Source organism: Actinomycetospora lemnae, from assembly GCF_028737315.1.
Lineage (GTDB): Bacteria > Actinomycetota > Actinomycetes > Mycobacteriales > Pseudonocardiaceae > Actinomycetospora > Actinomycetospora lemnae.
Genome location: NZ_JAQZAO010000005.1, coordinates 456,420 through 482,531 on the forward strand (window position 1 = coordinate 456,420; position 26,112 = coordinate 482,531).

Annotated in this window: 27 protein-coding genes; 20 read left to right on the forward strand and 7 right to left on the reverse strand. The window is 77.3% G+C overall.

Going from position 1 to position 26,112, the window contains the following annotated elements; all coding sequences use genetic code 11:
- Window positions 1-92 precede the first annotated feature (92 nt).
- The 6 genes from PGB27_RS14365 (at window position 93) to PGB27_RS14390 (ending at window position 6,223) form a co-directional block, all read left to right on the forward strand.
- Entirely contained in the window at window positions 93-260 is a 168-nt protein-coding gene (locus PGB27_RS14365; protein WP_274201030.1) for a DUF4177 domain-containing protein, read from the forward strand.
- Window positions 257-721, forward strand: coding sequence for a RidA family protein (locus tag PGB27_RS14370; RefSeq protein ID WP_274201031.1), 465 nt, complete (start codon window positions 257-259; stop codon window positions 719-721). The genes PGB27_RS14365 and PGB27_RS14370 overlap by 4 nt, the downstream gene beginning before the upstream one ends.
- Before the next feature lie 152 nt (window positions 722-873).
- The gene (locus tag PGB27_RS14375) at window positions 874-1,485 is read left to right on the forward strand and encodes a hypothetical protein (protein WP_274201032.1); all 612 of its coding nucleotides are present in this window, start codon (window positions 874-876) and stop codon (window positions 1,483-1,485) included.
- Window positions 1,478-4,582, forward strand: coding sequence for a hypothetical protein (locus tag PGB27_RS14380; protein ID WP_274201033.1), 3,105 nt, complete (start codon window positions 1,478-1,480; stop codon window positions 4,580-4,582). Before PGB27_RS14375 ends, PGB27_RS14380 begins: the two co-directional genes overlap by 8 nt.
- Before the next feature lie 10 nt (window positions 4,583-4,592).
- On the forward strand, window positions 4,593-5,411 hold the full coding sequence (locus PGB27_RS14385) for an NUDIX hydrolase (RefSeq protein WP_274201034.1): 819 nt from the start codon (window positions 4,593-4,595) through the stop codon (window positions 5,409-5,411).
- Window positions 5,408-6,223 (forward strand): MBL fold metallo-hydrolase, encoded by an 816-nt coding sequence (locus PGB27_RS14390; protein WP_274201035.1) that lies wholly within the window; start codon window positions 5,408-5,410, stop codon window positions 6,221-6,223. Before PGB27_RS14385 ends, PGB27_RS14390 begins: the two co-directional genes overlap by 4 nt.
- On the opposite strand, the gene PGB27_RS14395 is transcribed toward PGB27_RS14390, so the two are convergent.
- The gene (locus tag PGB27_RS14395; protein WP_116708603.1) at window positions 6,220-6,894 is read right to left on the reverse strand and encodes a Crp/Fnr family transcriptional regulator; all 675 of its coding nucleotides are present in this window, start codon (window positions 6,892-6,894) and stop codon (window positions 6,220-6,222) included. The genes PGB27_RS14390 and PGB27_RS14395 overlap by 4 nt on opposite strands.
- A 245-nt stretch (window positions 6,895-7,139) precedes the next feature.
- Window positions 7,140-7,394 carry a hypothetical protein gene (locus PGB27_RS14400; protein WP_274201104.1) on the reverse strand — a complete coding sequence of 85 codons (255 nt, stop codon included), beginning with the start codon at window positions 7,392-7,394 and terminating at the stop codon, window positions 7,140-7,142.
- A 157-nt stretch (window positions 7,395-7,551) separates the two neighbouring features.
- Between PGB27_RS14400 and nth the strand changes: the two genes are divergently transcribed.
- From nth to PGB27_RS14420, 4 genes are read left to right on the forward strand one after another with little or no spacing between them, the layout of a single operon-like run.
- On the forward strand, window positions 7,552-8,304 hold the full coding sequence (gene nth, locus PGB27_RS14405; protein ID WP_408630063.1) for an endonuclease III: 753 nt from the start codon (window positions 7,552-7,554) through the stop codon (window positions 8,302-8,304).
- Entirely contained in the window at window positions 8,301-8,951 is a 651-nt protein-coding gene (locus tag PGB27_RS14410) for a TlpA family protein disulfide reductase (protein ID WP_274201036.1), read from the forward strand. The genes nth and PGB27_RS14410 overlap by 4 nt, the downstream gene beginning before the upstream one ends.
- On the forward strand, window positions 8,948-9,700 hold the full coding sequence (locus PGB27_RS14415; protein ID WP_274201037.1) for an NUDIX hydrolase: 753 nt from the start codon (window positions 8,948-8,950) through the stop codon (window positions 9,698-9,700). The genes PGB27_RS14410 and PGB27_RS14415 overlap by 4 nt, the downstream gene beginning before the upstream one ends.
- Complete coding sequence (locus PGB27_RS14420) at window positions 9,697-10,893, forward strand: MarP family serine protease (RefSeq protein WP_274201038.1); 1,197 nt, start codon at window positions 9,697-9,699, stop codon at window positions 10,891-10,893. Before PGB27_RS14415 ends, PGB27_RS14420 begins: the two co-directional genes overlap by 4 nt.
- 82 nt (window positions 10,894-10,975) lie before the next feature.
- Here the strand turns inward: PGB27_RS14420 and PGB27_RS14425 are convergent, their stop codons facing one another.
- From PGB27_RS14425 to PGB27_RS14440, 4 genes are all read right to left on the reverse strand, one after another.
- Complete coding sequence (locus PGB27_RS14425; RefSeq protein WP_274201039.1) at window positions 10,976-11,827, reverse strand: alpha/beta fold hydrolase; 852 nt, start codon at window positions 11,825-11,827, stop codon at window positions 10,976-10,978.
- Window positions 11,828-11,901: 74 nt separating this feature from the next.
- Window positions 11,902-12,381 carry a phage holin family protein gene (locus PGB27_RS14430; protein ID WP_274201040.1) on the reverse strand — a complete coding sequence of 160 codons (480 nt, stop codon included), beginning with the start codon at window positions 12,379-12,381 and terminating at the stop codon, window positions 11,902-11,904.
- 179 nt (window positions 12,382-12,560) lie between these two features.
- The gene (arfB, locus tag PGB27_RS14435; RefSeq protein ID WP_274201041.1) at window positions 12,561-13,007 is read right to left on the reverse strand and encodes an alternative ribosome rescue aminoacyl-tRNA hydrolase ArfB; all 447 of its coding nucleotides are present in this window, start codon (window positions 13,005-13,007) and stop codon (window positions 12,561-12,563) included.
- Window positions 13,008-13,025: 18 nt separating this feature from the next.
- Entirely contained in the window at window positions 13,026-13,694 is a 669-nt protein-coding gene (locus tag PGB27_RS14440; RefSeq protein ID WP_274201042.1) for an acetate uptake transporter, read from the reverse strand.
- Window positions 13,695-13,878: 184 nt separating this feature from the next.
- Here PGB27_RS14440 and PGB27_RS14445 point away from each other — a divergent pair, with 184 nt between their 5' ends.
- The 9 genes from PGB27_RS14445 to PGB27_RS14485 all read left to right on the forward strand — a co-directional run bounded on the left by PGB27_RS14445 (window position 13,879) and on the right by PGB27_RS14485 (window position 20,866).
- Window positions 13,879-14,616, forward strand: coding sequence for an oxidoreductase (locus PGB27_RS14445; RefSeq protein ID WP_274201043.1), 738 nt, complete (start codon window positions 13,879-13,881; stop codon window positions 14,614-14,616).
- A gap of 169 nt (window positions 14,617-14,785) precedes the next feature.
- Window positions 14,786-15,892 (forward strand): septum site-determining protein Ssd, encoded by a 1,107-nt coding sequence (ssd, locus tag PGB27_RS14450; RefSeq protein ID WP_274201044.1) that lies wholly within the window; start codon window positions 14,786-14,788, stop codon window positions 15,890-15,892.
- Complete coding sequence (locus PGB27_RS14455) at window positions 15,889-17,181, forward strand: TadA family conjugal transfer-associated ATPase (RefSeq protein ID WP_408630064.1); 1,293 nt, start codon at window positions 15,889-15,891, stop codon at window positions 17,179-17,181. Before ssd ends, PGB27_RS14455 begins: the two co-directional genes overlap by 4 nt.
- The gene (locus PGB27_RS14460) at window positions 17,178-17,996 is read left to right on the forward strand and encodes a type II secretion system F family protein (protein ID WP_274201045.1); all 819 of its coding nucleotides are present in this window, start codon (window positions 17,178-17,180) and stop codon (window positions 17,994-17,996) included. The genes PGB27_RS14455 and PGB27_RS14460 overlap by 4 nt, the downstream gene beginning before the upstream one ends.
- Window positions 17,997-18,036: 40 nt before the next feature.
- Window positions 18,037-18,756 (forward strand): type II secretion system F family protein, encoded by a 720-nt coding sequence (locus tag PGB27_RS14465; RefSeq protein ID WP_274201046.1) that lies wholly within the window; start codon window positions 18,037-18,039, stop codon window positions 18,754-18,756.
- Window positions 18,757-18,798: 42 nt separating this feature from the next.
- Window positions 18,799-18,993: a DUF4244 domain-containing protein gene (locus tag PGB27_RS14470; RefSeq protein ID WP_274201047.1), complete on the forward strand. Its 195-nt coding sequence runs from the start codon at window positions 18,799-18,801 to the stop codon at window positions 18,991-18,993.
- 68 nt (window positions 18,994-19,061) lie between these two features.
- A complete protein-coding gene (locus tag PGB27_RS14475; RefSeq protein WP_408630065.1) occupies window positions 19,062-19,577 on the forward strand; it encodes a TadE family type IV pilus minor pilin in 516 nt (171 codons plus the stop codon).
- Complete coding sequence (locus tag PGB27_RS14480) at window positions 19,574-19,975, forward strand: Rv3654c family TadE-like protein (RefSeq protein WP_274201048.1); 402 nt, start codon at window positions 19,574-19,576, stop codon at window positions 19,973-19,975. The genes PGB27_RS14475 and PGB27_RS14480 overlap by 4 nt, the downstream gene beginning before the upstream one ends.
- Window positions 19,976-20,221: 246 nt before the next feature.
- On the forward strand, window positions 20,222-20,866 hold the full coding sequence (locus PGB27_RS14485; protein WP_274201049.1) for a bifunctional DNA primase/polymerase: 645 nt from the start codon (window positions 20,222-20,224) through the stop codon (window positions 20,864-20,866).
- A 324-nt stretch (window positions 20,867-21,190) separates the two neighbouring features.
- On the opposite strand, the gene PGB27_RS14490 is transcribed toward PGB27_RS14485, so the two are convergent.
- Entirely contained in the window at window positions 21,191-23,533 is a 2,343-nt protein-coding gene (locus PGB27_RS14490) for a DEAD/DEAH box helicase (protein ID WP_274201050.1), read from the reverse strand.
- A gap of 221 nt (window positions 23,534-23,754) precedes the next feature.
- Here PGB27_RS14490 and PGB27_RS14495 point away from each other — a divergent pair, with 221 nt between their 5' ends.
- The gene (locus tag PGB27_RS14495) at window positions 23,755-26,073 is read left to right on the forward strand and encodes a sodium-translocating pyrophosphatase (RefSeq protein WP_274201051.1); all 2,319 of its coding nucleotides are present in this window, start codon (window positions 23,755-23,757) and stop codon (window positions 26,071-26,073) included.
- The last annotated feature ends 39 nt before the right edge of the window (window positions 26,074-26,112 follow it).

A 26,112-nucleotide genomic window follows, 5' to 3' on the forward strand; every position in this document is an offset into this window, starting at 1 on the left:
GTCCACCCTAGGCCGGGCCGTCGGACGCCGCGGCCGGTGCGCACGGGGTCCGGGTCACAGCGGTGTCGGGGACCTTCTCTACCCTCGCCGACATGAGTGCCGAGGCCGTGAAGTGGGAGTACGCGACGGTGCCGTTGCTGACCCATGCCACCAAGCAGATCCTCGACCAGTGGGGCGAGGACGGCTGGGAGCTGGTCACCGTGCTGCCCGGACCCACCGGTGAGCAGCACGTCGCGTACCTGAAGAAGCCGCGGGGATGACCGCGTCCGGTCCTCGGGAGGCGCTGCGGTCGCTGGGCCTCGAGCTCCCGGCGGTGGCGGCGCCCAAGGGTGTCTACGTCCCGGCGCGGCGCAGCGGGAACCAGGTGTGGACGTCGGGCCAGCTGCCGCTCGTCGGTGGCGAGCTGCCGGCGACCGGCCTGGTCGGCGCCGAGGTCGACCCCGACGACGCGGCCGCCTACGCGCGGATCGCGGCCCTCAACGCGCTCGCCGCGGTGGACGCGCTCGTGGGGCTCGAGGCGGTGGCGTCGGTGGTCAAGGTCGTGGGCTTCGTGGCGTCGGCGCCGGGGTTCGGCGGTCAGCCCCACGTGGTCAACGGCGCGTCGGAGCTGCTGGGGGCCGTGTTCGGCTCGGCGGGCGAGCACGCCCGCTCGGCGATCGGAGTGGCGGCGCTGCCGCTGAACGCCCCCGTCGAGGTTGAGGTCGTCGTCGACCTCACGTGAGCTGGAAGGCGACCCACTCGGCAGACCGGGCGGGCGAGCGGTGACGCCGCGGGCGGATCGGAGCACTGAGCGTGGAATCGAGGACCGGGACCGGATCCTGGACCCCCTCGTCCGGCGAGGCCGAGCAGGCGTGTCACGACGTCCTTCTCGCCATGGCCGGGCGACTGCCGGACCGCCTGCTCTGGCGCCTGCGCGACTGGCTGTCCTGCGGCGCCCACGTGGCGCTGCGCACCGCGCTGCCCCGGGCCCTGCTGCGCCACCGCGTCGGGGTCACCGAGGACGAGCGCGCCCGGCTGCGCGCCGCGGTGCTCGCGTGGGGCGGGCCCGCCCGCCTCGTGGACGCGGTGCTGCACGTCGACGCGGTCGGCGAGCCGGCCGCGACGTTCCTCGAGCCCGGCACCGGTCCCGGCTGGGACGACACCGATCTCGTGCTGCGGGCCCTCGCCCCGGTCACCGAGGGGGTCACGGCGATCCGCCGCGCCTGGCGCGCCGGCTCGGGCGCGCCGGTCCGCGTGGTGCTGGTCGCCGCCGACGGCCACGCCGACCGTCCGACGCTGGCCGGCGCGGTGCAGCGCGCGCTGCGGGCCCGCGGCGAGGCCGACCCGTGCGTCGAGGTCCTCGGGCCGTCGGCTCCCCCCTCTCCCTACCACCGGGCCGCGCTGACGGCCTCCGAGGTGCTGTGGCGCTCGGCCGAGGGGCGCGTGCCGTCACCGACCCGCGCCGGGCAGGGCGCCCAGGCCGGGGAGCTGGTGGGCCATGGCTGAGCGCGACATGACCGGCGAGGACCGTCCGGGCGCCGAGCCCGCGCCGGGTCTCGCCCGCCGGCGCGCGCAGGACCCGCCGCGCATCGGCCGGCTCGGCTTCGGCGACCTCGGCGAGCTCCCCGACCTCGGCGGCCTCGCCGGGGGCGGCGGGGACCTCGCGAACCTCCCGCCGTGGTCGGTGCGCGACGAGCGCGCCAACGGTGCGTCCGGGACCGAGCGCCCCGACCGCGACCCGGTGGCCCTCGCCGCCTGGCGCCGCGTCGCCGAGCGCCGGCGCCAGCGCGCCGCGGGCCTCGGGGGCACGTCCGTGGGCGAGGCGACCCCGGCGGGCGGCGACGCCGCCGTGCCCGATCAGCCCTCCTCGGCCGAGCCCGTGGCGCCCGGACCTCCCGAGCCCGACGAGCCGGTGGTCGCGGAGCCGGCGGGGGCTGCGTCCGCGGAGCCTGCTGTCGCGGAGCCCGAGCCGACGGCGGCCGAGCCGGTCGACCCGGTGGCCGCGGTGCCGGACGAGGTCGAGGACGTCGCCGAGGACGTCGCGGAGGACCGTCCGGACGACCCCGTCGCCGCCGAGCCCGCGCGCGTCGAGGAGGAGCCGGCACCCGAGGCGGCCGTCGAGCCGGCGGCCGCCCGTGACGTCGAGCCCGTCGATGAGCCCGTGGTCCCCCGCGCCTCCGGCCCGGGCGACGACCCGCGGCCCGAGCCGGCCGCCGCGCGTGAGCCCGGCCGGGCCGAGGCGTCGGCGCCCGAGCCGCGGCACGAGCCGGTGGCCTCCCGCGACCTGGGCCCGGCCGACGAGGACGACCTCGCGCCGTGGTTCGGGTCCCGCATCGTCGAGCCCGAGGCCCGGGACGCCGGCGCCGGCCCCGGTCGGCGGCCGCCGGGGGCGCGGAACGCCCGCAGCGGTCTCGACCCGCGACCCGGCGGCACGCCCACCGAGGGCGGCAGCCGTCACGAGGTCCTGCTCTCGCTCGCCGGGCGCATCGACGACGACGCGCTGACCTCGGTGCGCGAGCTCGTCGCCGTCGAGGACGAGGCCGCGGCGGCCGAGCTGCTCGGCGGCTGCCTGCTGGCCGCCGGCGCGGGCGTCACCGCGCGCGAGCACGCCGTGCTCGGGCGCTGGTTCGCCGCGTCGCGCGTCGACCCCGAGCTGGTCGACGCCCTGCCCCGCGACCCCGACGCCGACCGTCGCGAGGACCACCGCTTCACCGCCGACCCGCCGCCCGGCGCCACCGCGGGCGGGGCCGGCGAGGCCGTCGCGCGTGCCGCCGCCCGCCTGCCCGGCGTCCAGCGCGTGCGCCAGTGCTGGCGGACGACGCCGGCGGGCACCGCGCCCGGGCCCGTGCCGCACCGCGTCGTGCTGGTCGAGACCCACTCGCCCGACGACTGCGAGCACGTCGCCCACCACGTGGCCTACGCGGCCCGCGAGCACGGCGCCGTGTCGGTCGAGGTGTTCGCCGCCGGCGCCGAGCTGCCCGCCTACCACCGCGCCGCCGTGCGCGCGGCCCGCCCGCTCGGGACCCCGCAGACGGTGCCCGCCGCGTCGACGCCCGCACCGGCCCGGTCCTCGGCCCCCGGGCCGGCGCCCCGCTCCCGCCCGGCGGTCGACCTCCGGCCCGAGGCCGCGCCGTGGCGCCGCCCCGCCGACGAGGTGCCGCCGTTCGGCGTGCCCGCCGCCCCGCGCGAGGAGCCCGACGAGCCGGTCGAGGAGGAGTACCGCACGGTCGCCGCCGCGGGCACCGACCCGCTCGAGCGCGCGGACCGCACCGACCCGGCGCCCGACGCCCGGCTGCCCCGCCGCACGATCGAGGCCCGCGAGCCGGTCCGGGAGGCCCCCCGCGAGCCGGTGCGGGAGACACCCCGCGAGCCCGGTCCGGTCTCCGAGAGCGACGTGGCGCGCGAGGCGCTGCGGGAGATGGCCCGGTCGATGCCACCCGAGCCGGAGCCCGCCCCGCCGCCGGCCGACACCGCCGGGGCACCCGACCGGCCCGCCGCCACCCCGCGTCCCGAGCAGGCCGAGCGCCCCGAGGCGCCCCGCCCGGCCCGGCCGGAGCCCGAGACCCGCCACGTCGGGCCGGAGCCCGAGAGCCGCGAGGACGAGCCGGAGCCGGAGACGGTCGCCCCCGAGGCGCCCGCGCCGGTCGACATCGACCCCGACGCCACCGCCGAGCGCATCGCCGCGCTGTGGCGCACCCCGCCGCCCGACGAGATCCTCTCCGACCAGCACCCGATCTCGTCCTGGACCGAGGGCCCGGTCGGCGTGACCTTCGGCCCCGACCAGGACGACCCCGCGGAGCCGCCGCGCAGCGCCGACGTCCCGGCGTGGCGCACCGAGGCGCCGGTGGACCCGGACGCGGCCACGGGCGACCTCCCGGTCGTCGGCCCCGCCCCCACCACCCCGCCGCCCACGCCGCCTGCCGCTCCCGACAACGGGAGCAGCAACGGCCGCGTGCGGCGCGCCCGGCACAGCCGCAGCGAGACCGGTGAGCTCGAGGTCCCGCCGGAGGCTGCTGAGTACAGCGCCGAGTACACCGCGGAGTACCCCGGCGGCCGCCCCACCGGGACCTCGTCGACCAACGGCCACCACCACGGCCCCGAGGCCGACGGGCACGACGCCGCCCGCGCGGAGCCCGCGACCGGCCCGGTCCAGCATCCCGGTGGCCCCGAGCCGACCGCTCCCGCCGCCGCGCAGGCCCCGTCCCCGACGCCGCCCGCGTCGTCGGGACCCGACTCGTTCGACGTGCAGCTCTCCGAGCGCGAGCGGGAGCTGCTGGCCCGCCTGCACGAGGAGCTCGCGTCCCGCGAGCGGCTCGCGGCCGACGCCCCGGACCCGCTGCTCGGGCGCCCGCCCCAGCAGCCCCCGCCCCCGCCCGGGTCGGAGGACACCACCGCGCCGCGGCCCCGTCCCACCGGGCCCCACCCCGGCCCGGGTCGTCCCGGCCGTCCGGGAGGCCCCGGGCCGTGGCAGGGCCCGCCGCCCGGCGTCGCCGGCACGAACGGCGCCGGCACCAACGGGCACCCCCACGGTCCCGTCAACGGGCACGGGCTGCCGCGTCGAGGAGATCACGACGACCAGGACGGGCCGCCGCGCGACGCCTAGGGTGCGGCTCGTGACCACCGAGCTCGTCGACCTGCCCCCGCGGTTCGGGATGGACCGGCCCGCCTTCGACCGGCTCGGTAGCCGCCCGCCGGGCGAGCTGCGCCTGGCGTCGACTGTCGTCCTGCTCCGGGACGCGGCCGCCCGGTCGGGCATCGAGGTGTTCCTGCTCGAGCGCGCGGGCGAGATGGCGTTCGCGGGCGGGGTGTCGGTGTTTCCCGGCGGTGGGCTGGACGCCGCCGACCGCGAGGCGCTCGCGGCGGGTCTCGTGGACGAGGCCACGGCCGCCGCGACGGCCCGCAGCTGGGCCACGACGCCCGAGGGGGCGGCGGCGCTGCTGGCGTGCGCGGTCCGCGAGACGTTCGAGGAGACCGGGGTCCTGCTCGCCGGCACCCGGCCGTCCGACGGCGCCCGCGAGCGACTGACCGCCCGCGAGATCGGCCTGCGCGACGTCCTGCCCCGGCTCGACGCGGAGCGGCTGCGGCCCTGGGCGCGCTGGATCACCCCCGAGGGCATGCCGCGGCGCTACGACACGGCGTTCTTCCTGGCCACGGTGCCCGAGGGTCAGGAGCCCGACGGCGCGACCACCGAGGCCGTCGGGGCCGGCTGGTGCGCGCCCGCGCAGGCGCTGCGCGAGTGGGAGGACGGCGCGCGGGCGCTGATGCCGCCGACGTGGGCCGTGCTCTCCGAGCTCGCCGACGCCCCCGACACCGTGACGCTCCTCGACCGGGCGACCGGCCGGCGCCCCGAGCCGGTGACCCCGCAGTTCCGCCCCGGCGACGACCGCGTCGGGCTCGCCGTGCCCCCGCACGCGTTCGGGGCGGCCCGGTGAGCGGGCGCGTGGTCCCGGGGCCGGACACCCCCGAGCACCCGGCCTACGAGCAGCTCCGCCCGGTGACCGCAGCCGCCTCGGTGGTGCTGGCCGACAACCCGTCGCCGATGACCCTCGACGGCACCAACACCTGGATCCTGCGCGCGCCCGGCCAGGCGGGCTGCGTGGTCGTCGACCCCGGGCCCGACGACCCGACGCACCTCGACCGCCTCGCCGCGTGCGGGCCCGTCGAGCTCGTCGTGCTCACCCACCGCCACCTCGACCACACCGAGTCCGCCCGCACGTTCGCGGAGCGCGTGGGCGCGCCGGTCCGGGCGCTCGACCCGACGCTCGTGCTCGGCGCCGAGGGCCTCGGCGCCGGGGAGCGCCTCGCGGCGGCGGGGCTGGACCTGCGCGTGCTCGTCACGCCGGGGCACACCGACGACTCGCTGTGCCTGGTGGTCGAGGACGACGCGAGCGTCCTCACCGGCGACACGGTCCTCGGGCGCGGCACGACCGTGCTGGGCGACCACGACGGCGCGCTGACCGAGTACCTCGACTCCCTGCGCCGGCTCGCGGAGCTGCCCGAGGGCACGACGCTGCTGCCCGGGCACGGACCGGACCTCCCGGACGCCGGCGACACCGCCCGGTACTACCTGCGCCACCGGGAGCAGCGCCTCGACCAGGTCCGTGCCGCGCTGGGCGAGCTCGGGCCCACGCCCACGCCCCGCCAGGTCGTCGAGATCGTCTACGCGGACGTGGACGAGGACCTGTGGCCGGCGGCCGACCAGTCGGTGGCGGCGCAGCTCGCCCACATCCGGCGCGTGGGTTAGCGGGCTCGGCGCGCCAGGCGGTCCGGCTCGAGGATGAGGACGCTCTTGCCCTCGAGGCGCAGCCAGCCGCGGGCGGCGAAGTCGGCGAGGGCCTTGTTGACCGTCTCGCGCGAGGCGCCGACGAGCTGGGCGATCTCCTCCTGGGTGAGGTCGTGGGTCACGCGCAGGAGGCCGGCCTCCTGGGACCCGAAGCGCTGCGCGAGCTGCAGCAGCGCCTTGGCGACGCGGCCGGGCACGTCGGTGAAGATGAGGTCGGCGAGCAGGTTGTTGGTGCGGCGCAGCCTGCGGGCGACCACGCGCAGCAGCTGCTCGGCGATCTCGGGACGCTGGGCGATCCACTCGCGGAGCGCGTTGCGGTCCATCGTGTAGGCGCGCACGTCGGTGACGGTGGTGGCCGTCGAGGTGCGCGGGCCCGGGTCGAAGATCGAGAGCTCGCCGAACATGTCCGACGGACCGAAGATCGAGAGCAGGTTCTCGCGTCCGTCCGGTGACCGACGGCCGATCTTCACCTTGCCGGTCGAGACGATGTAGAGCCGGTCACCCGGCTCGCCCTCGTTGAAGATGACCGTCCCGCGCGGGAACTCCACGCGCTCGAGGGACTCCGTGAGCACCTCGATCGCGGCGGGGTCCACCCCCTGGAAGATCCCGGCCCGCGCCAGTACCTCGTCCACCGTGCGCTCCTCGCCCACTCTCGCTCAACCGCGCGCGGGCGCCGGGCTCTCGGCCCGCGTCCGCACCTCTGTGTCACCAGTCACGTCCGCCGCAGCATAGTCACGTGTCGACCCATGATCGCGCCACGCGGGGTCGACGGACGTCACCGCATCGGGGTCGTTCGCCCGATCCCGATGCAGGTGTTCGCCCGATCGGACCATGATAGCGCCTGAGATCTCCGCGACGTCGCTGCCGTCCGTGAGCGTCAGGCCCGTTCCTTGGTGCGGCGGGGGCCGAGGCCCCCGCGCTTCCCGAGGTTCCGGAGGCGGAACAGCTGGAGCGCACCGCCGATTCCCTGCCGGAACAGGGCCTTGACCTCGTCGGGACGGGCGCGCTCGAGGAAGTCCTCGACCTCGTCCTCGCGCACGGTGCCCGACCGCAGGCGGGTCTCCAGGCGCTCCATACCGAGCGCGAAGACCATCACCAGCAGCGGGATGAGGATGGCGAGCCAGGCGGTCATGGTGCGGTCATCGTCCCGCACCGTGCCGTGACGGTCCGCACCGGGGCCCGGGTCGGGCGTGTCGGGGTGCCACGCGGGACAGTCGTCGTCGAGCGGTCGTCGCGGCATCGCCGGGCACCCGTCCGGGACCTCGGGGGCGGCGTCCTACCCTGGGTGGGTGAGCAGGGCAGCCCGCGCCGGTGGTGAGGAGAGCCGACTCGCGCTCGTGCGACGGGCCCGGCGGATGCACCGTGACCTCGCGGTGGCGCACCCGGACGCCCACTGCGAGCTCGACTTCACGTCGCCGCTCGAGCTGCTCGTGGCGACGGTGCTCTCCGCGCAGACCACCGACGTCACCGTCAACCGCGTGACGCCGGCCCTGTTCGCCCGCTACCCCGACGCCGCGGCCTTCGCCGGGGCCGAGCGCACCGAGCTCGAGGAGATCCTGCGGCCCACCGGCTTCTACCGGGCGAAGGCCGAGTCGGTGACGAAGCTCGGCGCCGCGCTGGTCGAGCGCTTCGACGGCGTCGTGCCCGGGCGTCTCGAGGACCTCGTGACCCTGCCCGGCGTCGGGCGCAAGACCGCGAACGTGGTGCTCGGCAACGCCTTCGACGTCCCGGGGATCACGGTCGACACGCACTTCGGGCGCCTCGCGCGCCGCTTCGCGTGGACCTCGGCGGAGGACCCGGTGCAGGTGGAGAAGGAGGTGGGCGAGCTCATCCCGCGCAAGGACTGGACGATGCTCTCCCACCGGATGATCTTCCACGGCCGCCGCGTCTGCCACGCCAAGAAGCCGGCGTGCGGGGCCTGCTCGCTGCGCCGCGACTGCCCGGCGGCCGGGACCGGCGAGATGGACCCGGTCAAGGCCACGAAGCTCATCAAGGGCCCGGACGCCGACCACCTGCTCGCCCTCGTCGGCCTCACGCGGTGACCCGCGCCGAGGTCCGGGCCACGCTGGTGGTCGTGGTGCTGGCCGTGGTCGGCGTCATCGCGCTGTGGCCGCGGGAGAGCACCCCCGCCCCGGCGACCGACCCGTCCTCGGTGCTGCAGCCCGCGCCCGCCGCCGGCCCGGACGACCCGGGCGCCCTGGCCGACGCCCGCGACGCCGCCGAGCTCACCCCGTGCCCGACGCCGACGCCGGGGGCGACGCCCGTGCCGGCGCTCGCCGGCGTGACCCTGGAGTGCCTCGGTGCGCCCGGCCCGGTCGACCTCGCCGCGGCGCTCGCCGGGCGGGACACCCTGGTCAACCTCTGGGCGTCGTGGTGCGGGCCGTGCCGCGAGGAGATCCCGGCGCTGCAGGCCTACACCGAGCAGCCCGGTGCCGTCGCCGTGGTGGGTGTCGACGCCGCCGACCGCGCCACCACCGCCCTGGCGCTGCTCGAGAGCCTCGGCGCGCGCTACCCGTCGGTGAGCGACCCGGCGCAGGTCGTCGGGCCGAAGCTCGGCGCGCCGCCGATCCTGCCCGCGAGCGTGCTCGTCCGCGCCGACGGCACGGTCGTCGACATCCCGCCGCAGGTCCTGCGCACCCCCGACCAGGTCCGGGCGGCGGTCGACGCCGCACGCGGGGGTGCCGGGTGAGCGACGAGCACACCGTCCGCCCCGAGGCCGCGCCGTCCTGGCTCGCGCCGCTGGTGGACGCGTGCCGCCGCCTGGGCCCCGACGACGTCCCGTTCCGCCGGCGCCCGGCCCCGGGCGCGCGCCGGGCCGCGGTGCTCATGCTCTTCGGCGACACGGGGGCGGGCCCGGAGCTGCTGCTCACCGAGCGCGCCGCCGACATGCGCTCGCACGCCGGGCAGGCCGCGTTCCCCGGCGGGTCGATCGACCCCGAGGACGCCGGCCCGGTCGCCGCGGCGCTGCGCGAGGCCCGCGAGGAGACCGGCCTCGACCCCGACGGCGTCGTCCCCCTGCTGACCCTGCCGCCGCTGACCATCCCGGTGACCGGCTTCGCCGTGACGCCCGTGCTCGCGCACTGGGAGCGCCCGGGGCCGGTGGGCGTCGTCGACCCCGGCGAGACGGCCTCGGTGGTGCGCGTGCCGGTCGCCGCGCTGGCCGACCCGGGCGCGCGCTTCCGCGTCACGGGGCCGTCGGGGTACGTCGGTCCCGCGTTCGCCGCAGGAGGACTGCTCGTCTGGGGCTTCACGGCGGGTCTGGTGGACTGGATGCTCACCCTGGGCGGGTGGGAGAGACCGTGGGACGGTTCGGACGTGCGTGACCTCGACGTGGTGTGGGCGCAGCGGCACGACCTGAGCGCGGCGAGCACGGCGACGACCGCGACCACCACGTCGAGCCGGCCGGGTGCGGCCGCCGAAGGAGGGCCGTTCCGGTGAGCTGGGTCGACGTCGTCGTCGTGCTGCTCGCGATCGCCGCGGGCATCTCGGGCTGGCGCCACGGGCTCGCCGTCGCCGCCCTGAGCTTCCTCGGCGTGCTCGGCGGGGCGCTGCTCGGGCTGAAGATCGCGCCGGCGCTGGTGGACGCGTTCGAGGGCACGACCGCGCGGATCGTCGTCAGCGTCGTGCTCGTCGTCGCGCTGGTCGCGATCGGCGAGACGCTCGGGGTCTACCTCGGGCGGGCGGTGCGCGACCGCATGCGCCTGCCCGCCGTGCGCACCGTCGACTCGGCCTTCGGGTCGGTGCTGCAGGCGATCACCGCGCTCATCGTCGCCTGGCTCATCGCCCTGCCGCTCGCGGGCTCCTCGGAGACGGCGCTGGCGTCGTCGTTGCGGGACTCGCGGGTGCTCGCCGGTGTCGACGCCGTCATGCCGACCCCGCTGCGCCAGCTGCCCAACGAGCTGCGCGCGCTGTTCGACGCCTCGGGCTTCCCGGACGTGCTCAGCCCGTTCTCGTCGACCCCGATCGCCGACGTGCCGCCGCCGGAGGCCGCGCTCGTCGAGGACCCGGTGGTCCAGCAGGCCCGGGCCAGCGTGCTCAAGGTCCGCGGGCGCGCGCCGTCGTGCCAGCGCGCGCTCGAGGGCACCGGGTTCGTCGTCGGCCAGGGCCGGGTGATGACGAACGCGCACGTCGTGGCGGGGACCGACGAGGTGTCGGTGGAGGTCCCGACCTCCGACGGCGACTCGCGCACCCGCTCGGCGCGCGTCGTCTACTACGACGACGAGGTCGACGTCGCCGTGCTCGCGGTGCCCGGCCTCGAGGCCCGGCCGCTGGAGTTCGACTTCCGCGGCGCTGAGACCGGCGACAACGCGGTGGCGCTCGGCTACCCGCTCGACGGGCCGTTCTCGTCGTCGCCGGCGAAGGTGCGCCAGCGCATCCAGCTGCGCGGACCGAACATCTACGAGAGCGAGACCGTGACCCGCGACGTCTACACGATCCGCGGGCAGGTGCGGTCGGGGAACTCGGGCGGCCCGCTGGTCGACCCGAACGGCAACGTCATCGGCGTGGTCTTCGGCGCGGCCGTGGACCAGGGCGACACCGGCTTCGTCCTCACCGCCGACCAGGTCCGCCCCGCCCTCGAGGCCTCCCCGGGCGCCACCGGCCGCGTCAGCACCGGCTCCTGCGCCGCCTAGCTGTACACCTAGCCGGCTTCCCCGGGCGGCTGTGCCAGCGTGGCGTCCACGCCGGCGTTCAACGCCAGGACAGCCCCCACGATCACGCGTCGTCGAGGAAGTCCAGCAACGCGTCGGTGACGTGCTGCGGTGCCTCCTGGTGCGGGAAGTGCCCGACGCCGTCGAGTCCCCGGTACCGGAACCCAGCGTCGCACCACCGCGCCGAGGCGCGCGCCACGCGCTCGGGCACCCACGGGTCGTCGGCACCGTGGACCTGCAGCACCGGCACCGTCACGTGCCGCCCCATCGCCGCCGCGTAGCGCGCCCCGTCGGGCCGGAACTGCGAGCGCACGCACCAGCGGAAGCCCTCGATCGCCGTGTGCGCCACCCGCGGCAGGAGCATCGCGGCGCGGTGGTGGTCGGCGACCTCGGCGAACTCCGGCGCCACGACCCACCCGGGCCCCGAGCCCGCGCGCAGGAGCTCCTCCACCCACGCCCCGCCGTCGCGGCGGATGTGACGCTCGGGCAGGCGGGGCGCCTGCACCGACAGCAGCGTGCGCACCGCCGGCGCCCAGGGCCGGCGACGGGCGGCAGCGCGCGCCGTGCGCGGGTGCGGCGCGGCGAGCACCGCCAGCCGCGCCACCACGCCCGGGCGCAGCGTCGCCAGCGTCCACGCGACGGCTCCGCCCCAGCCCGCGCCCACGACCGTCGCCTCCCGCGCCCCCAGCGAGCGGACGAGGCCGGCGGCGTCGCCGGCGAGGGTCCACAGGTCGTAGCCGCGGGGCGGGCGGTCGGAGTCGCCGTAGCCGCGCAGGTCGGCGGCCGCGACGCGGTGCCCGGCGGCGGCGAGCGCGGGCAGCTGGTGGCGCCAGGACCACCAGAAGCCCGGGAAGCCGTGCAGCAGCAGCGTCAACGGCCCGGACTCCGGACCCGCCTCGGCGACGTGCAGCTGCACGCCGTTGGCCGAGACGGTCCGGTGGGTCCAGGGGCCGGGGATGTCGACGGCGGACCCGGAGGTCGGGACGGTGCTCAGGCGGCGTCCGCGCGGCCGCGACTGAACACCGCGACCGACTCCTTCGCGCTCTCGATCGTGCGCTCGGGGGCCCGGATCTTGCGGACCTTGAGGTAGCCGAGGAAGCCCATGAGACCCGCGAACAGGACCATGAGGCCGAAGGTGACGGCGTAGCCCGCCCACTGCTGGCTCGGCCAGATGAGGTTGAACGCCTCGGACACCGCGATGAAGAGGAAGAAGAGGCTGAACAGCGCGACGACGCCGGCGACGACGAAGAAGACGCTGCCCTGCACGCCCTTCTTCACCTCGGCGGTGATCTCGGTCTTGGCGAGCTCGACCTCGGCCCGGACCAGGGTCGAGACGTGCGTGGTGACTTCCTTGACCAGCGAGCCGACGGAGGCGTCGCCCTCCTGGCGCACGGGCTCGGCGTTGAGGGGGATCGACGGCACGACCGGCGGGTTGGACGGGCCGCTGGCCGGCTGCTCGGGGCGGGTCACGGGCGCTCCTGGCGGTGTTCGGTCGCTCGGGACGGATCGGCGAGCGGGTGCTGAGGTCGGTCATCGTGCCACGTCACCGGCGGTTCCCCGCGCTGCACGGCAGGGTGGACGCTGATCACGGTCGGCGTCGGTCTTCCCCCCGACGGCGCGGCGTACTCCGCGACTTCCCCCGAACGGGGCTACTCGCCCGTCGGGCGCCGGCGCAGGGCCTTGACCGCGCCCTGGCGGCGCTTGCTCTCCAACCGGCGCCGGCGGGCGGCCCGGGACGGCGCGGTGGGGCGGCGGCTCGGCGGGTCGGGGGCGAGGGCGTCGCGCAGCAGGGCGGCCAGGCGGTCGCGGGCGGCGCGGCGGTTGCGGCGCTGGGCGCGGTCGTCGGCGGCGACGACGGTCAGGACGCCGTCGTGGAGGCGCGGTCCCAGCCGGTCGAGCAGGCGCTCGCGGACGACCTCGCGCAGCGGGGCCTGGTGGAGGTCGACCGAGAGCTCGACGCGCGAGTCGGTGGTGTTGACGCCCTGCCCGCCCGGGCCGCCGGCGCGGGAGAAGCGCCAGTGCAGCGACGCCGCGGGCAGCACGACGTCGCGGGTGACGACGAGGTCACCCGCGACGTCGTGATCAGCCGTCGGCACATCCGCAGGATGCCCGCTCTAGCTGCGCGGACCCACCGGGAGAACGGTGCGGCCCCACGTGGCGTTGGTGACCACGGCCGCCGAGGCGTACCAGGCGATCAGCGCGGACAGGAGGCCCACGAAGCCACCGACGGTCGCGATGCCGTCGACACCGGTGAGGTCACCGATGGCGAGCAGGGCGAAGGTCAGGAACAGGGTGGCGAACACGCCGACCAGCGCGCCCGTGGTGCGCAGCGACGCGATGAGCATGTAGAGCGTGAAGATGGCCCAACCCACGAGGAAGAGGCCGGTGGCCGTGGTGATCCCGGCCTCGGGGACACCCTTGGCCTGCATCTCCGGCTCGATGAACTGCACGTAGGCGGCGAACGCGAGCCAGAACGCCCCGTAGGAGCAGAAGGCCGTGGCGCCGAAGGTGTTGGCCTTGCGGAACTCCCACAGCCCCGCGACGAACTGCGCGATACCGCCGTAGAACAGGGCCAGCGGCAGGACGGCGGGCTCCAGGGACTCCGGGGCCAGGCCGGCGTTGAAGAGGCTGAGCACGAAGGTGGTCAGCGCGAACGCGGCGAGCCCCAGAGGTCCGGGGTCGGCGATGCTCGCGGTCGGGTCGGCGGGTGCCTGCTGCGGGGCCTGCTCCCGCGTCGGGGTCGGTGTGGCGCGCTCCTCGCGCAGCTCGGCCGTGCTCGACATGCTGGCTCCTCTCTACCCACGCTGTGTGTGGTGACGATCACGTCGAGCGAGACTGCCCAGCATGTGGGGCGCGCTACTCCTGTCCTCGTCGCGAAACCGATACAGGTCCGTTCGGCGGTATGCGCGGAGACCGAGCGGGCGTGTGACGTGGGCCGGCGACGGCCGCCTGCGAGCATGGCCCGCCGTGGCCGACCCGCTGGAGCCCCTGACCCGCCTGCCCGGCGTCGCGCAGGACGCCGACGCCGTCCGCGAGGCGCTGACGCGGGTGCACAACCACCGCACCAACCGTCGCGGCTGGCCCGCGACGGCCGCCGAGGCGTCGGTCCGCGCGGCCCGGGCGTCGGCGAGCCTCGACGGCGGGTCCGCCGAGCTACCCGCCGACGGTCCGGTCACCGACCCCGTGCTGGCGGGCTCGCTGCGCGTGGCGGAGGCGCTGGGCGGGCTGCTGTCGGCCTGGCGATCGGCGCCGCGCCAGGCGCTCGCCCGGCTGCACGTCCTCGCCGCCGCCGACCTGCCCGGCGTCACCGACGACGACCTCGGCCGCCCGCGCCGTGACGCCGGGGTCGGCGAGCGCCTCGACGCCCTCGCGGGACTGGTGACGGGCGGGACGGCGGTGCCGGCGCCCGTCCTCGTCGCCGTCGTCCACGGCGAGCTGCTCGCGCTCGCGCCGTTCCCGACCGCGACCGGCGTCGTCGCCCGCGCCGCCGCCCGGCTCACCGCCGTCGCCACCGGCCTCGACCCCAAGGGCCTCGCGGTGCCCGAGGTCGGCCACTACCGGGCCGCCGACGAGTACCGCGAGGCCGCCGCCGCCTTCGCGACCGGCGAGCCCGAGGGCCTCGCGCGCTGGTTCGCGCACTGCGCGGCGGCCTGGCAGGTCGGGGCGCGCGAGGGGCTGGGCATCGCGGAGGCGGCGAGCGCGTAGGCCGTTCGGACCCCGCCTCTGCCTTCTCCGGGGGCGTCCCCGGCTCACCGTCGCACCGGTCCGTCCCCACCCCGGCCGGTCGTCCCCAGCCCGCCCGCCGACGTTCACGGCTGCGGGCCGTCGCCCGGCAGCGTGCTCCTCGTCGGGTGAGCGAGGAGGGACGCGGGAGATGGCGCGGACGGGCAGGGCGGGCGGGGCCGGGCAGGCGGTCGTCATGACCGACGACGAGGAGCTCCTCGACGAGGTCGTGCGGCTCGCGGCGGCGGCCGGGGTGGAGCTCGAACGGGTGCCGGACGCCGCGGGCCTGCGACGACGGTGGCACGCGGCCGGGCTGGTGCTCGTCGACGAGGACGCCGCGCGGGCGGTCGGTCCGCTGCGGCTCGGGCGTCGCGAGGGCGTGGTGGTGCTGTGCCGGGGCGAGCCGCCGGGCTCGGTGTGGGAGCGCGCGGTCGGGATCGGCGCCGAGCACGTCGTGTCGCTGCCGGACGGCGAGGACTGGCTGGTGGGAGCGCTGGCCGACGGTGGGCCGGCGACCGCGGGCGCGGGTCCCGGACGCGTGGTGGCGGTGGTCGGCGGACGCGGTGGGGCGGGCGCCTCGGTGCTGGCGGTGGCGGTCGCGGCGCGGGCGGCCACCCGGGGACGGGTGGTGCTGGTCGACTGCGACCCGCTCGGCGGCGGCCTGGACCTCCTCGCCGGCGCGGAGGAGCTCGAGGGCCTGCGCTGGAGCGGGCTCGCCCTCGGCGGCGGTGGCGGGGGCCGGGTCGCCGCGGCGTCGCTGCACGAGGCGCTGCCCTCGCCCGACGGGGTGCTCACGGTGCTCGCCTGCGACCGGGCGGGTGCCGGGCCCGATCCCGGCGCGGCGGTCGCCGTCGTGGAGGCGGGTCGGCGCGCGGGCGAGGTCGTGGTCTGCGACCTGCCGCGCCACCCCACCGACACCGCCCTCGCCGTCGCGGACGCCGCCGACCTGCTCGTCGTCGTGGTGCCGGCGGAGGTCCGCGCGGTCGCGGCCGCGGCGCGGGTGGCCGAGCCGCTGGTCGAGCGCGGGGTCCCGCTGCGGCTGGTGGTCCGTGGGCCGGCGCCGGGTGGGCTCGACGCCGACGACGTCGCCCAGGCCCTCGGGCTCGAGGTGCTCGCCTCCGTCGCGCCCGAGCCGGGCCTGGCCGCCGCGCTGGACCGGGGCAAGGTGCCGGGCCTGCGGCCCGGGCCGCTGCAGGACGCCGCCGCGGCCGTGCTCGACGCGCTCGAGGCCGTCGCCGACCCGGGACGGGCGGCGTGACCACCGCGCCGGCCGACCTGGTCGAGCGGGTCCGCACGCGCCTGGTCAGCGCGGGCGGGCAGGCCGGCGCCGGTGAGCTCGCGGCCGCGGTGCGGGCGGAGGCCCGCGGGGTGGTGGGCGACGCGGACGTGCTGACCGCGGTGCGCGGCCTGCAGCGCGAGCTCGTCGGCGCCGGGCCGCTCGAGGACCTCCTGCGCGAGCCGGGCACCTCGGACGTGCTGGTCACCGCGCCGGACGCGGTGTGGGTCGACCGTGGGGCGGGGCTGGAGCGCACCGCGGTGTCGTTCCCGGACGAGGACGCGGTGCGCCGGCTGGCCCAGCGCCTCGCGAGCGCGGCCGGGCGCCGCCTCGACGACGCGAGCCCCTACGTGGACGCTCGCCTGCCGGGCTCGGGGGTGCGGCTGCACGCGGTGCTCGCCCCGGTCGCGGCCGACGGGACGTGCGTGTCGCTGCGGGTGCTGCGGCCCGCCCGCCACGACCTCGCGACGCTCGCGGCCACCGGCACGGTCGACGCCGGCGGCGCGGCCCTGCTGCGCGCGATCGTCGCGGCACGGCTGGCGTTCCTCGTCGTCGGTGGGACAGGGTCGGGGAAGACGACCCTCTTGTCGGCGCTGCTCGGCGAGGTGGCGCCGGGCGAGCGCATCGTGTGCGTCGAGGACGCCGAGGAGCTGCGGCCGGTCCACCCGCACGTGGTGCGCATGGTGTCGCGGCCGGCCAACGTCGAGGGCGCCGGGCAGGTGCTGCTGCGCGAACTCGTGCGCCAGGCGCTGCGGATGCGGCCGGACCGGCTCGTCGTCGGCGAGGTCCGCGGCGGCGAGGTGGTCGAGCTGCTCGCCGCGCTGAACACCGGCCACGACGGCGGGGCCGGCACGGTGCACGCCAACGCGCCGCGTGAGGTGCCCGCGCGCCTGGAGGCGCTCGCGGCGCTCGGCGGGCTGGGGCCGGCCGCGCTGCACAGCCAGCTCGCGGCGGCGGTTCAGGTGGTCCTGCAGGTCCGCCGGGGACGCGACGGCGCGCGCACGCTCGACGCGGTCGGGGTGCTGCGGCGCCGCGACGGGGCGGGCGAGGTCGTCGTCGTGCCGGCGTGGACCCGCGGCGACGGCTGGGCGGTCGGCCGCGCCGACCTCGCGGCGATGCTGCGCGAGCGCGGCGTGGCGCCGCCGTGGGAGGACGCGCCCGACCCGCCGGACCCCGCCCCGCCGGACCCCGTGCCGCCGGTGTCGGGGCGCCCGCCCCGGGCCGTGGCCGTGGCGGCCGGCGTGGCCGTGCTGCACCGGGAGCCGGCGTGAGTGCCGCGCCCGGGCTGGGCCTCCTGGCGGCCGCGCTCGCCTGCTGGCCCGCGCCGGTGGCCGCGGTGCGGGTGGTCCGCCGGGCGCCGCGCGTCGCGGACCGGTCGCGGGTGCGGCCGGCGGAGCTCCTCCGGCGCCGGGGTGTCACGCTCGCGGCGGCTCCGGTGACCGGCCTGGTGCTCGCCGGTCCGGGCGGTGCGCTCGCGGCTCTGCTGCTCGCCGCCACGCTCGACCGGCACCGGGCCGCCGCCCGCGCCGACCGGGAGCGGACCACCGCGACCGCCGGCCTCGCCGAGGCGCTGGCGTCGTTCGCCGCGGAGGTCCGCGCGGGCGCGCCCCCGACCGCCGCGGCCATCTCGGCCGGCGCCGACGCGCACCCCGTCGCGACGCGGGTGATGACCGTGCTCGGTGCGACCGCCCACCTCGGCGGGGATGTACCCGCGGCCCTGCGCGCGGCCCGGACGCGCGAGCCCGCGGTCGCCGCGCACCTCGACCGGCTCGCGAGTGCGTGGGCGCTCGCCGACCGCCACGGGATCGCCCTCGCGGGCCCGGCCGGCGCGGTCGCCCACGACCTGCGGAGCCGCGCGCGGATGGCGGGCGGGCTGCGGGCGCGTCTGGCCGGTCCGCGCGCCACGGCCGCCGTGCTCGCCGGCCTGCCGGTGCTCGGCGTGCTGCTCGGCGAGGGGATCGGCGCGCGCCCGTGGGCGGTGCTGACCGGCGGGCTCGTGGGCCAGGTGCTCCTCGTCGTCGGGGTCGGCCTCGTGTGCGCCGGGCTCGCCTGGACCGAGCGGATCGTCGCGGGGGTGGCCCGGTGAGCGCGGGTTCAGCCGTGCCGAGCGTGACGGGAGCGGGCCGGTGAGCGCGGCCGCGGGCGTCGCGGGCGCCCTGCTGGCGCTCGCCGCGGCGCTGGTCGTCGCGCCCGGGCCCGTCACCGCACGACACCGCACCGCCCCGCCCACCGCGGCGCGGCGACCCGCCCGCGACGGCCTCGTGCCCGGTCTCGCGCTGGTCGCCGCCGGGCTCGCCGCGGGAGCGAGCGACGCGGGGCTCGTCGCGCTGCTCGGCGTCGTCGCCGGCGTCGCGGTCGTCGTCGTGCTGCCGCGGTGGCGGGCGCACCGGACCCGGCCGCGCCCCGACCCGCTCGGGCTGGCCGGCGCGTGGGACCAGCTCGCCGCCTGCCTGCGCGCCGGGCTGCCGCTCGACCGCGCCGCGCGGGCGGTCGTGCCCGCCCTGCCCGCGGCCGCCGGTGAGGCCCTGGGTCGCGTCGCCGACCTCGTCGCCCTGGGCTCCGACCCGGCCGCCGCCTGGGCGCCCGCCCTCGACGAGCCCGACACGGCGCGCCTCGCCCGCGCCGCGCGGCGCTCCTCGCGCAGCGGGGCCGCGGTCGCCGACGTCGTCGAGGCCGTCGCCGCCGACCTGCGCGCCGAGGCGGCCGACGTCGTCGAGGCCCGCGCGGAGCGGGCGGGCGTGCTCGTCACCGGGCCGCTCGGCCTGTGCTTCCTGCCGGCGTTCCTGGCCCTGGGCATCGTCCCGGTGGTCGTGGGGCTCGCCGGGCCGCTGCTGGAGCAGCGATGAGGCCGCACGCCCCGCCGGGGCGTGGGAGGAGAGGAGAACCCCATGAGCACGACCACGTTCCGGGACCGCCTGGCGCACCTGCGCGACGACGACGCGGGCATGTCGACCGCCGAGTACGCGATCGGCACGATCGCCGCCGCGGCGTTCGGCGCGCTGCTGTACACGGTGGTGACCGGCGACTCGATCGTCGGCGCGCTCACCGCGATCGTGCAGCGGGCGCTGACGAGCACCTTCTGACGCGCCCGGTCGGCGACGCCGGCTCGGTCACGGTCGAGGCCGCGTTCGCCGTCGGCACGCTCGTCGTGGTGCTCGCCGTCGTCCTCGCGGCGATGGGGGCAGTGGTGCTGCAGCTGCGCTGCGTCGACGCGGCCACCGAGGCGGCGCGGTTCGGGGCGCGGGGTGACCTCGACGGAGCCCGCCGGGCGGCGGCGCGGCTGGTGCCCGGCGGGTCGGAGGTCACGGTCGACGTGGCCGGCGACGACGTCGTGGCGCGGGTGCGGGCCGCGCCGCTCGGCTCGGCGCTGCCGGGGGTGCGGGTGGGCGCGGAGGCGCTGGCGGGCCGCGAGCCCTCGCCGGTCGCGCCCGGCGAGGGCCCGGATCCGCTGGCCGGAGGCTCAGCCGGCGGCTCCGCGACCGATGCGGGGACCGGTGCTCCGACCGGCACCGACGCGACCGCCGCCGGATCGGCCGGCGTCGGATCGGGAGCCGGCTCGAGTGCGGGTCCCGACGACGGCCCGACCCCGACCGCGCCGCCGGTCACGGAGCCCCTGCCGACGCCGCCCACGACCACGGACGGCAGCGCCCTCGGCGGCCTGCGATGAGCGGCACGGCGGGCGGTCGGCGAGCGGCGGACGACACCGGCTCGGCCACCGTGCTCGCGGCGGCCGCGGTCGGCGTCCTGGTGCTCCTCCTGGGGCTGGGCCTGCAGCTCGGCGCCGCGACGCTCGCCCGGCACCGGGCCGAGGCGGCCGCCGACCTCGCGGCCCTTGCCGGCGCCCGCGAGGCCGTGCGCGGCGCGGACGTGGCCTGCGCGCGAGCTGGTGATGTCGCGCAGCGCAACGGCGCCCGTCTGCTCACCTGCTCGGTCGACGGCTGGTCGGTGATCGTCAGCACGGCGACCCGCTGCGGCTGCCTCCCGAGCGTGTCCGGTGACGCGACCGGGCGAGCCCGCGCCGGGCCCGTCGCCGCCGGTCGCGCCCCGACCGGCGGCCTCCGGTGACCCGACGCGACCGGGGCGCAGGTGTCCCGGGACGAGCGGAGGGCCGCCCCGGGTGAGCGGCGACTCGTTCGGGCGCTCGGGTGCCCGTCAGGTGCTCATCGCGCGCTCGCCCGCTGAACGGGGCCGACGGTCACGCTCAACGTGTGATCACGGCCGATGGGCGATGACGGGTGGCGAAGCGACGTACGCAGGCCGTTACTGGTTACAGCACACCGGGGGCAGAGAACCGGGTCCAGGAGGAAGCCGATGCAGTGGTGGGACAGCTATCGAGCCGTCTACGGCACGGAGCTCCGCGCGGAGGCCATGGTCCTGGCTGACCACGGATGGGCGGTCGTCCCCGGCACGTTCCCCCAGGGCGAGTCGTGGAGCGGGTGCCCGGACGCGTCGCAGGAGGGGCCGTGCCCCGTCCTCGACGACTGGGCCCGCCGCGCCTCCACCGACTGCGACCAGATCGCGGAGTGGTGGACCGGCCTGCCGTACTCGATCCTCCTGCCGACCGGGCTCACCTTCGACGTGCTCGAGGTCCCCGCGACCGTCGGGCGGCGCGCCGCCGCGGTGCTCCGGGCGGTCGGGGTGCCGGTGCCGATCGCCGCGACGCCGACCGGTGAGTGGCTGTTCCCGGTCGGCGCGGGCGAGCCGCTGCGCCCAGACCTCGCCGAGCGGGGCGGGATCGTCCTGCACGGGCGCGGCAGCTGGTTCGCCGCGCCGCCCTCGACCTACCCGCAGGGGTCGGTCCACTGGCGGGTCCGCCCGTCGGCGTGCGGCTGGAACCTGCCCGACCCGTTCCGGGTGCAGGACGCGCTGGCCGAGGCCGTCGCCCAGCGCCCGGCCGTCGCCGGCGGCGGGTCGACCTACCGCCTCGCCACCGTCGCGACCGGGGTCCGCTCCTAGACCCGACCGCGACACCCCCACAACTCCAGAGAATCGGTTCCCCCTCGGGGCGACGCCGGACCGGCGAGGCCACACGGCCGCGCGTCCGCCGCCCCACCCGGACACCGCCCACGCCGACGCGCCGGTGCACCCGTCGCGACCGGCCGCCGGTCCGGCCCGGGAGGACCCCGCGGCGGTGGGCAGCGCACGACGGCGCGCCCACCGCCGCCCCACACGGCGCCGCAGGCCGGGTCGATGATCTCCCCGGCCTGCGGCGTACAAGACCTCGCCGCGGGTCGGGACGGACCCCGAACCCCCGACCCGCGGCGGAGCCCAACCCTCGGCTCAGCCCTCCGCCAGCCGCCCCAGCACCGCGTCGAGCACCAGGATCGCGCCGGTCTTGTCGAGCGGGTCGTTGCCGTTGCCGCACTTGGGCGACTGCACGCACGACGGGCACCCCGAGGGGCACTCGCAGTCCGAGATCGCGTCACGCGTCGCCGCCAGCCACTCGCGCAGGGCCTCGTGCGCCCGGTCCGCGAACCCCGCGCCGCCCGGGTGCCCGTCGTGCACGAACACCGTCGGCCGGCCCGTGTCGGGGTGCAGGGCCGTGGAGACGCCGCCGATGTCCCACCGGTCGCAGGTCGCGACGAGCGGCAGCAGTCCGATCGCCGCGTGCTCGGCGGCGTGCAGCGCACCCGGCCACCGGGCCGGCGCCAGCCCCGCGGCCAGCAGCGCCCCCTCCGAGAGCGTGTACCAGACCGCCCGCGTCGGCAGCGACTGCGCGGGCATGTCCAGCGGCGTCGAGTCCAGCACCCGGCCCGAGGGCAGTTTGCGCAGGTAGCCCACCACCTGCTCGGTCACCTCGACGCTGCCGAGGCACACCTGCAGGTCGCCGTACGTCGCGCACTGCTCGGTCTCCTCGACGGTGATGTCGATGACCGAGCGGGCCTGGGTCGTCCACTCCGGGTCCTCGGCGTGCAGCTGCGCGATGCCGTCGTCGAGGTCGAGGGTGTCGACGACGTAGCTCTCGCCCTGGTGCAGGTGCACCGCGCCGGGGTGCACGGTCGCGGGCGCGGTGCCGGGGTCGACGGTGCCGAGCATCCGCCCGGTGTCCGCCTCGACGAGCACGACCTGCTCGCCGCCCGAGCCGCGGATGTCGACGCCCGCGTGCGGGCGGTCGGTGGGGTGCGACCAGAACCAGCCCCCGCGCCGCCGGCGCAGCAGCCCTTCGGCCACGAGGTCGTCGACCACGGCCAGCGCCGCCGCCCCGCCCAGCGCCGCCACGTCGTCGCGCGTCAACGGGATCTCCGACGCCGCGCAGGCCAGGTGCGGCGCGAGGACGTACGGGTTGGTCGGGTCCAGCACGCAGCGCTCCAGCGGCGCGCCGAGCATCGCCTGCGGGTGGTGCACGAGGTAGGTGTCCAGCGGGTCGTCGCGGGCGACGAGCACGACGAGCGCGTCGTCCCCCGACCGCCCGGCACGCCCCGCCTGCTGCCAGAACGACGCCCGCGTGCCCGGGAACCCGGCCACGACCACGGCGTCGAGCCCCGCGATGTCCACGCCGAGCTCGAGGGCGTTCGTCGTCGCCACCCCGCGCAGCGACCCCGACAGCAGCGCCTGCTCCAGCGCCCGCCGCTCCTCGGGCAGGTAGCCCGCCCGGTAGGCCGCGACCTGCTCGCCCAGCGCCGGATCGACCTCCGCCAGCACCCGCCGTGCGCCCAGCGCCGTCAGCTCCGCCCCGCGCCGGGACCGCACGAAGGCCAGCGACCGCGCACCCTCGAGCACGAGGTCGGCGAGCATCCGCGAGGTCTCGGCGCCCGCGGAGCGCCGCACCGGCGCCCCGTTCTCGCCGGTGATCTCCTCGAGCAGCGGCGGCTCCCACAGCGCCACCGCCCGGGCCCCGCGCGGGGAGCCGTCGTCGGTGACCTCGCACACGTCGAGTCCGGTCAGTACCGACGCCGAGGCCGCGGGCTCGGACACCGTCGCCGAGGCCAGCACGAACGTCGGGTGGGCGCCGTAGCGCGCGCACACCCGCCGCAGCCGGCGCAGCAGCAGCGCGACGTGCGAGCCGAAGAGGCCGCGGTAGGTGTGACATTCGTCGACGACGACGTAGCGCAGGCGGCGCAGGAACGTCGTCCAGCGCCCGTGACGCGGCAGGATCCCGCGGTGGAGCATGTCGGGGTTGGAGAACACCCAGGTCGCGTGCTGGCGGACCCAGTCGCGCTCCTGGATCGGCGTGTCGCCGTCGTACGACGCCGCACGCACCCCGTCGATGCCGAGGTCGAGCACGGTGCGCAGCTGGTCGGCGCCGAGCGCCTTGGTCGGCGAGAGGTAGAGGGCGGTCGCGCGGGGGTCGGTGTGCAGGCGCGTGAGCACCGGCAGCTGGTAGGCCAGCGACTTCCCCGACGCCGTGCCCGTCGAGACGACGACGTGCTGGCCCGCCCACGCGTGCTCGGCCGCGGCGACCTGGTGGCTCCACGGACGCTCGACGCCGCGGGCGAGGAACGGGGCCCGCACGGTCTCGGGCACCCAGTCGGGCCAGCCGGTCGTCGTCCCGTCGCGGGCGGGGACGAGCTCGGCGTGGGTCAGCGGGCTCTCGCCCTGCGGGGTGCCGGCGAGGACCCGGCGCAGGAGCTGGGCGCCGCGGCTGCCGCCCCGCAGCACCTCGAGCGCCCGTCCGTCGTCCACGCACGCCGACCCTGACACAGCCCCTTCCTCCCTGCTCTCGTTCGAGAAAGAAACACACCTCACAGGGCACGGGGGAACTGCCGTGCGACCTGGTGACGCCCACCTCCTACACTGCGGCACCTGTCCACCACCCGTCGTGTCGGGTCGTGGCCAAGATCATCACGCGCCGAGGTGGCCGCACGGCCTGGCCGGGCGCGTCGAAGTGCCAACCGGGAGGCTGGATGCAAGCGTCCGTCCTCGCCGCGGGGATCTCGTTCTCCAGCGGCGACAACATCGTGGTCGTCGTGGTGGCGGTGGTCGCCGTCATCGCGCTGGTCGTCGGCTTCGTCCTGCGGCAGCAGGTCCTCGCGGCCGACGAGGGCACGCAGGGCATGCGTGACATCGGCCGCGCCGTGCAGGAGGGCGCGAGCGCCTTCCTGACCCGTCAGTTCAAGACGCTCGCGCCGTTCATCGTCGTGGTCTTCCTGGTGCTGTTCGCGCTGCCGGCCGGCAGCACGGGCGAGCTGATCGGGCGCTCGGTCGCCTTCGTCGTCGGGGCCCTGTTCTCGATGGCGATCGGCGCGCTGGGCATGAACCTCGCGACGAAGGCCAACATCCGCGTCGCCGCGGCGGCCAACGAGCCGGGTGGGCGCGACAAGGGCGCCAAGATCGCGTTCCGCACCGGTGGCGTGGTCGGCATGGCCACCGTCGGCCTCGGCCTGTTCGGCGCCGCGGTCGTCGTGCTGATCTTCGTCGAGGAGGCGCCGCGCGTCCTCGAGGGCTTCGGCCTCGGTGCGGCCCTGCTCGCCATGTTCATGCGAGTCGGCGGCGGCATCTTCACCAAGGCCGCCGACGTCGGCGCCGACCTCGTCGGCAAGGTCGAGCAGAACATCCCCGAGGACGACCCCCGCAACGCCGCGACGATCGCCGACAACGTGGGCGACAACGTCGGTGACTGCGCCGGCATGGCCGCGGACCTCTTCGAGTCCTACGCCGTCACGCTGGTCGCCGCGCTGATCCTCGGCTCGGTGGCCTTCGGCACGCTCGGCCTGACCTACCCGCTGATCATCCCGGCGATCGGCGTCGTCACCGCGATCATCGGTGTGTTCATCACCCGCACCCGCGAGGGCGAGAACGCGCTGCGCGCGATCAACCGCAGCTTCTACATCTCGGCGGTCATCTCGATCCTGGCCTGCTCGTTCGCGGCGTTCACCTACCTGCCGTCGAGCTTCGCCGAGCTGCCCGGCGTCGACGCCGCCCGCATCGGCGACCTCGCCGCGGCCGGGAACCCGCAGGTCATCGCGTTCGCCGCCGTGGTCATCGGCATCGTGCTCGCGATCGTCATCCTGTCGCTGACCGGCTACTACACCGGCACCGAGACCCAGCCGGTCAAGGACGTCGGCACGAGCTCGCTCACCGGTGCCGCGACGGTCATCCTCGCCGGCATCTCGGTCGGGTTCGAGTCGGCCGTCTACACCGCGCTCGTCATCGGCGCCGCGGTCTACGGCGCGTTCCTGCTCTCGGGCTCGGTGTTCGTCGCGCTGTTCGCCGTCGCCCTCGCGGGCACCGGCCTGCTGACCACGGTCGGCGTCATCGTCGCGATGGACACCTTCGGCCCGGTGTCGGACAACGCCCAGGGCATCGCCGAGATGTCCGGCGACGTCGAGGGCCCCGGCGCGGACATCCTCACCGAGCTCGACGCGGTCGGGAACACCACGAAGGCGATCACCAAGGGCATCGCCATCGCCACCGCGGTGCTCGCCGCGACGGCGCTGTTCGGGTCGTACAACGACGCCATCACGACGGCCTACCGCGAGGCGGGCCAGACGCTCGGCGACCTCTACAACATCACCGCCCCGAACATCCTCGTCGGCGTCGTCATCGGCGCGGCCGTCGTGTTCATGTTCTCGGGCCTCGCGGTCAACGCCGTGTCGCGCGCCGCGGGCGCCGTGGTGTTCGAGGTCCGCCGCCAGTTCAAGTCGATCCCCGGGATCATGCAGTACCGGGGCGGCACGGGTGAGGGACGGCCGGAGTACGGCAAGGTCGTCGACCTCTGCACCCGCGACGCGCTGCGCGAGCTGGCCACCCCCGGCCTCCTCGCGATCCTCGCCCCGATCGCGGTCGGCTTCGGCCTCGGCGTCGGCCCGCTCGCGGGCTACCTCGCCGGCGCGATCGCGGCCGGCACGCTCATGGCGATCTTCCTGGCCAACTCCGGTGGAGCCTGGGACAACGCCAAGAAGCTGGTCGAGGACGGCAACCACGGCGGCAAGGGCTCCGACGCCCACGAGGCGACGATCATCGGTGACACCGTCGGTGACCCGTTCAAGGACACCGCCGGCCCGTCGATCAACCCGCTGATCAAGGTCATGAACCTGGTCTCGGTACTCATCGCCCCGGCCGTCGTGGCCCTCTCGGTCGGCGTGGACGCCAACCCGGCGGTCCGCATCACGATCGCGGTCGTCGCCCTCATCGGCATCGCCGTGGCGATCTTCGTGTCGAAGCGCCGCTCGACGGCGATCGCCGACTCCAACCAGGACGCGGCGGCTCCCGCTCAGGCCTGAGGCGTACGGAAGTACTGAGCGGAGGGCCCCTCCGGTCGA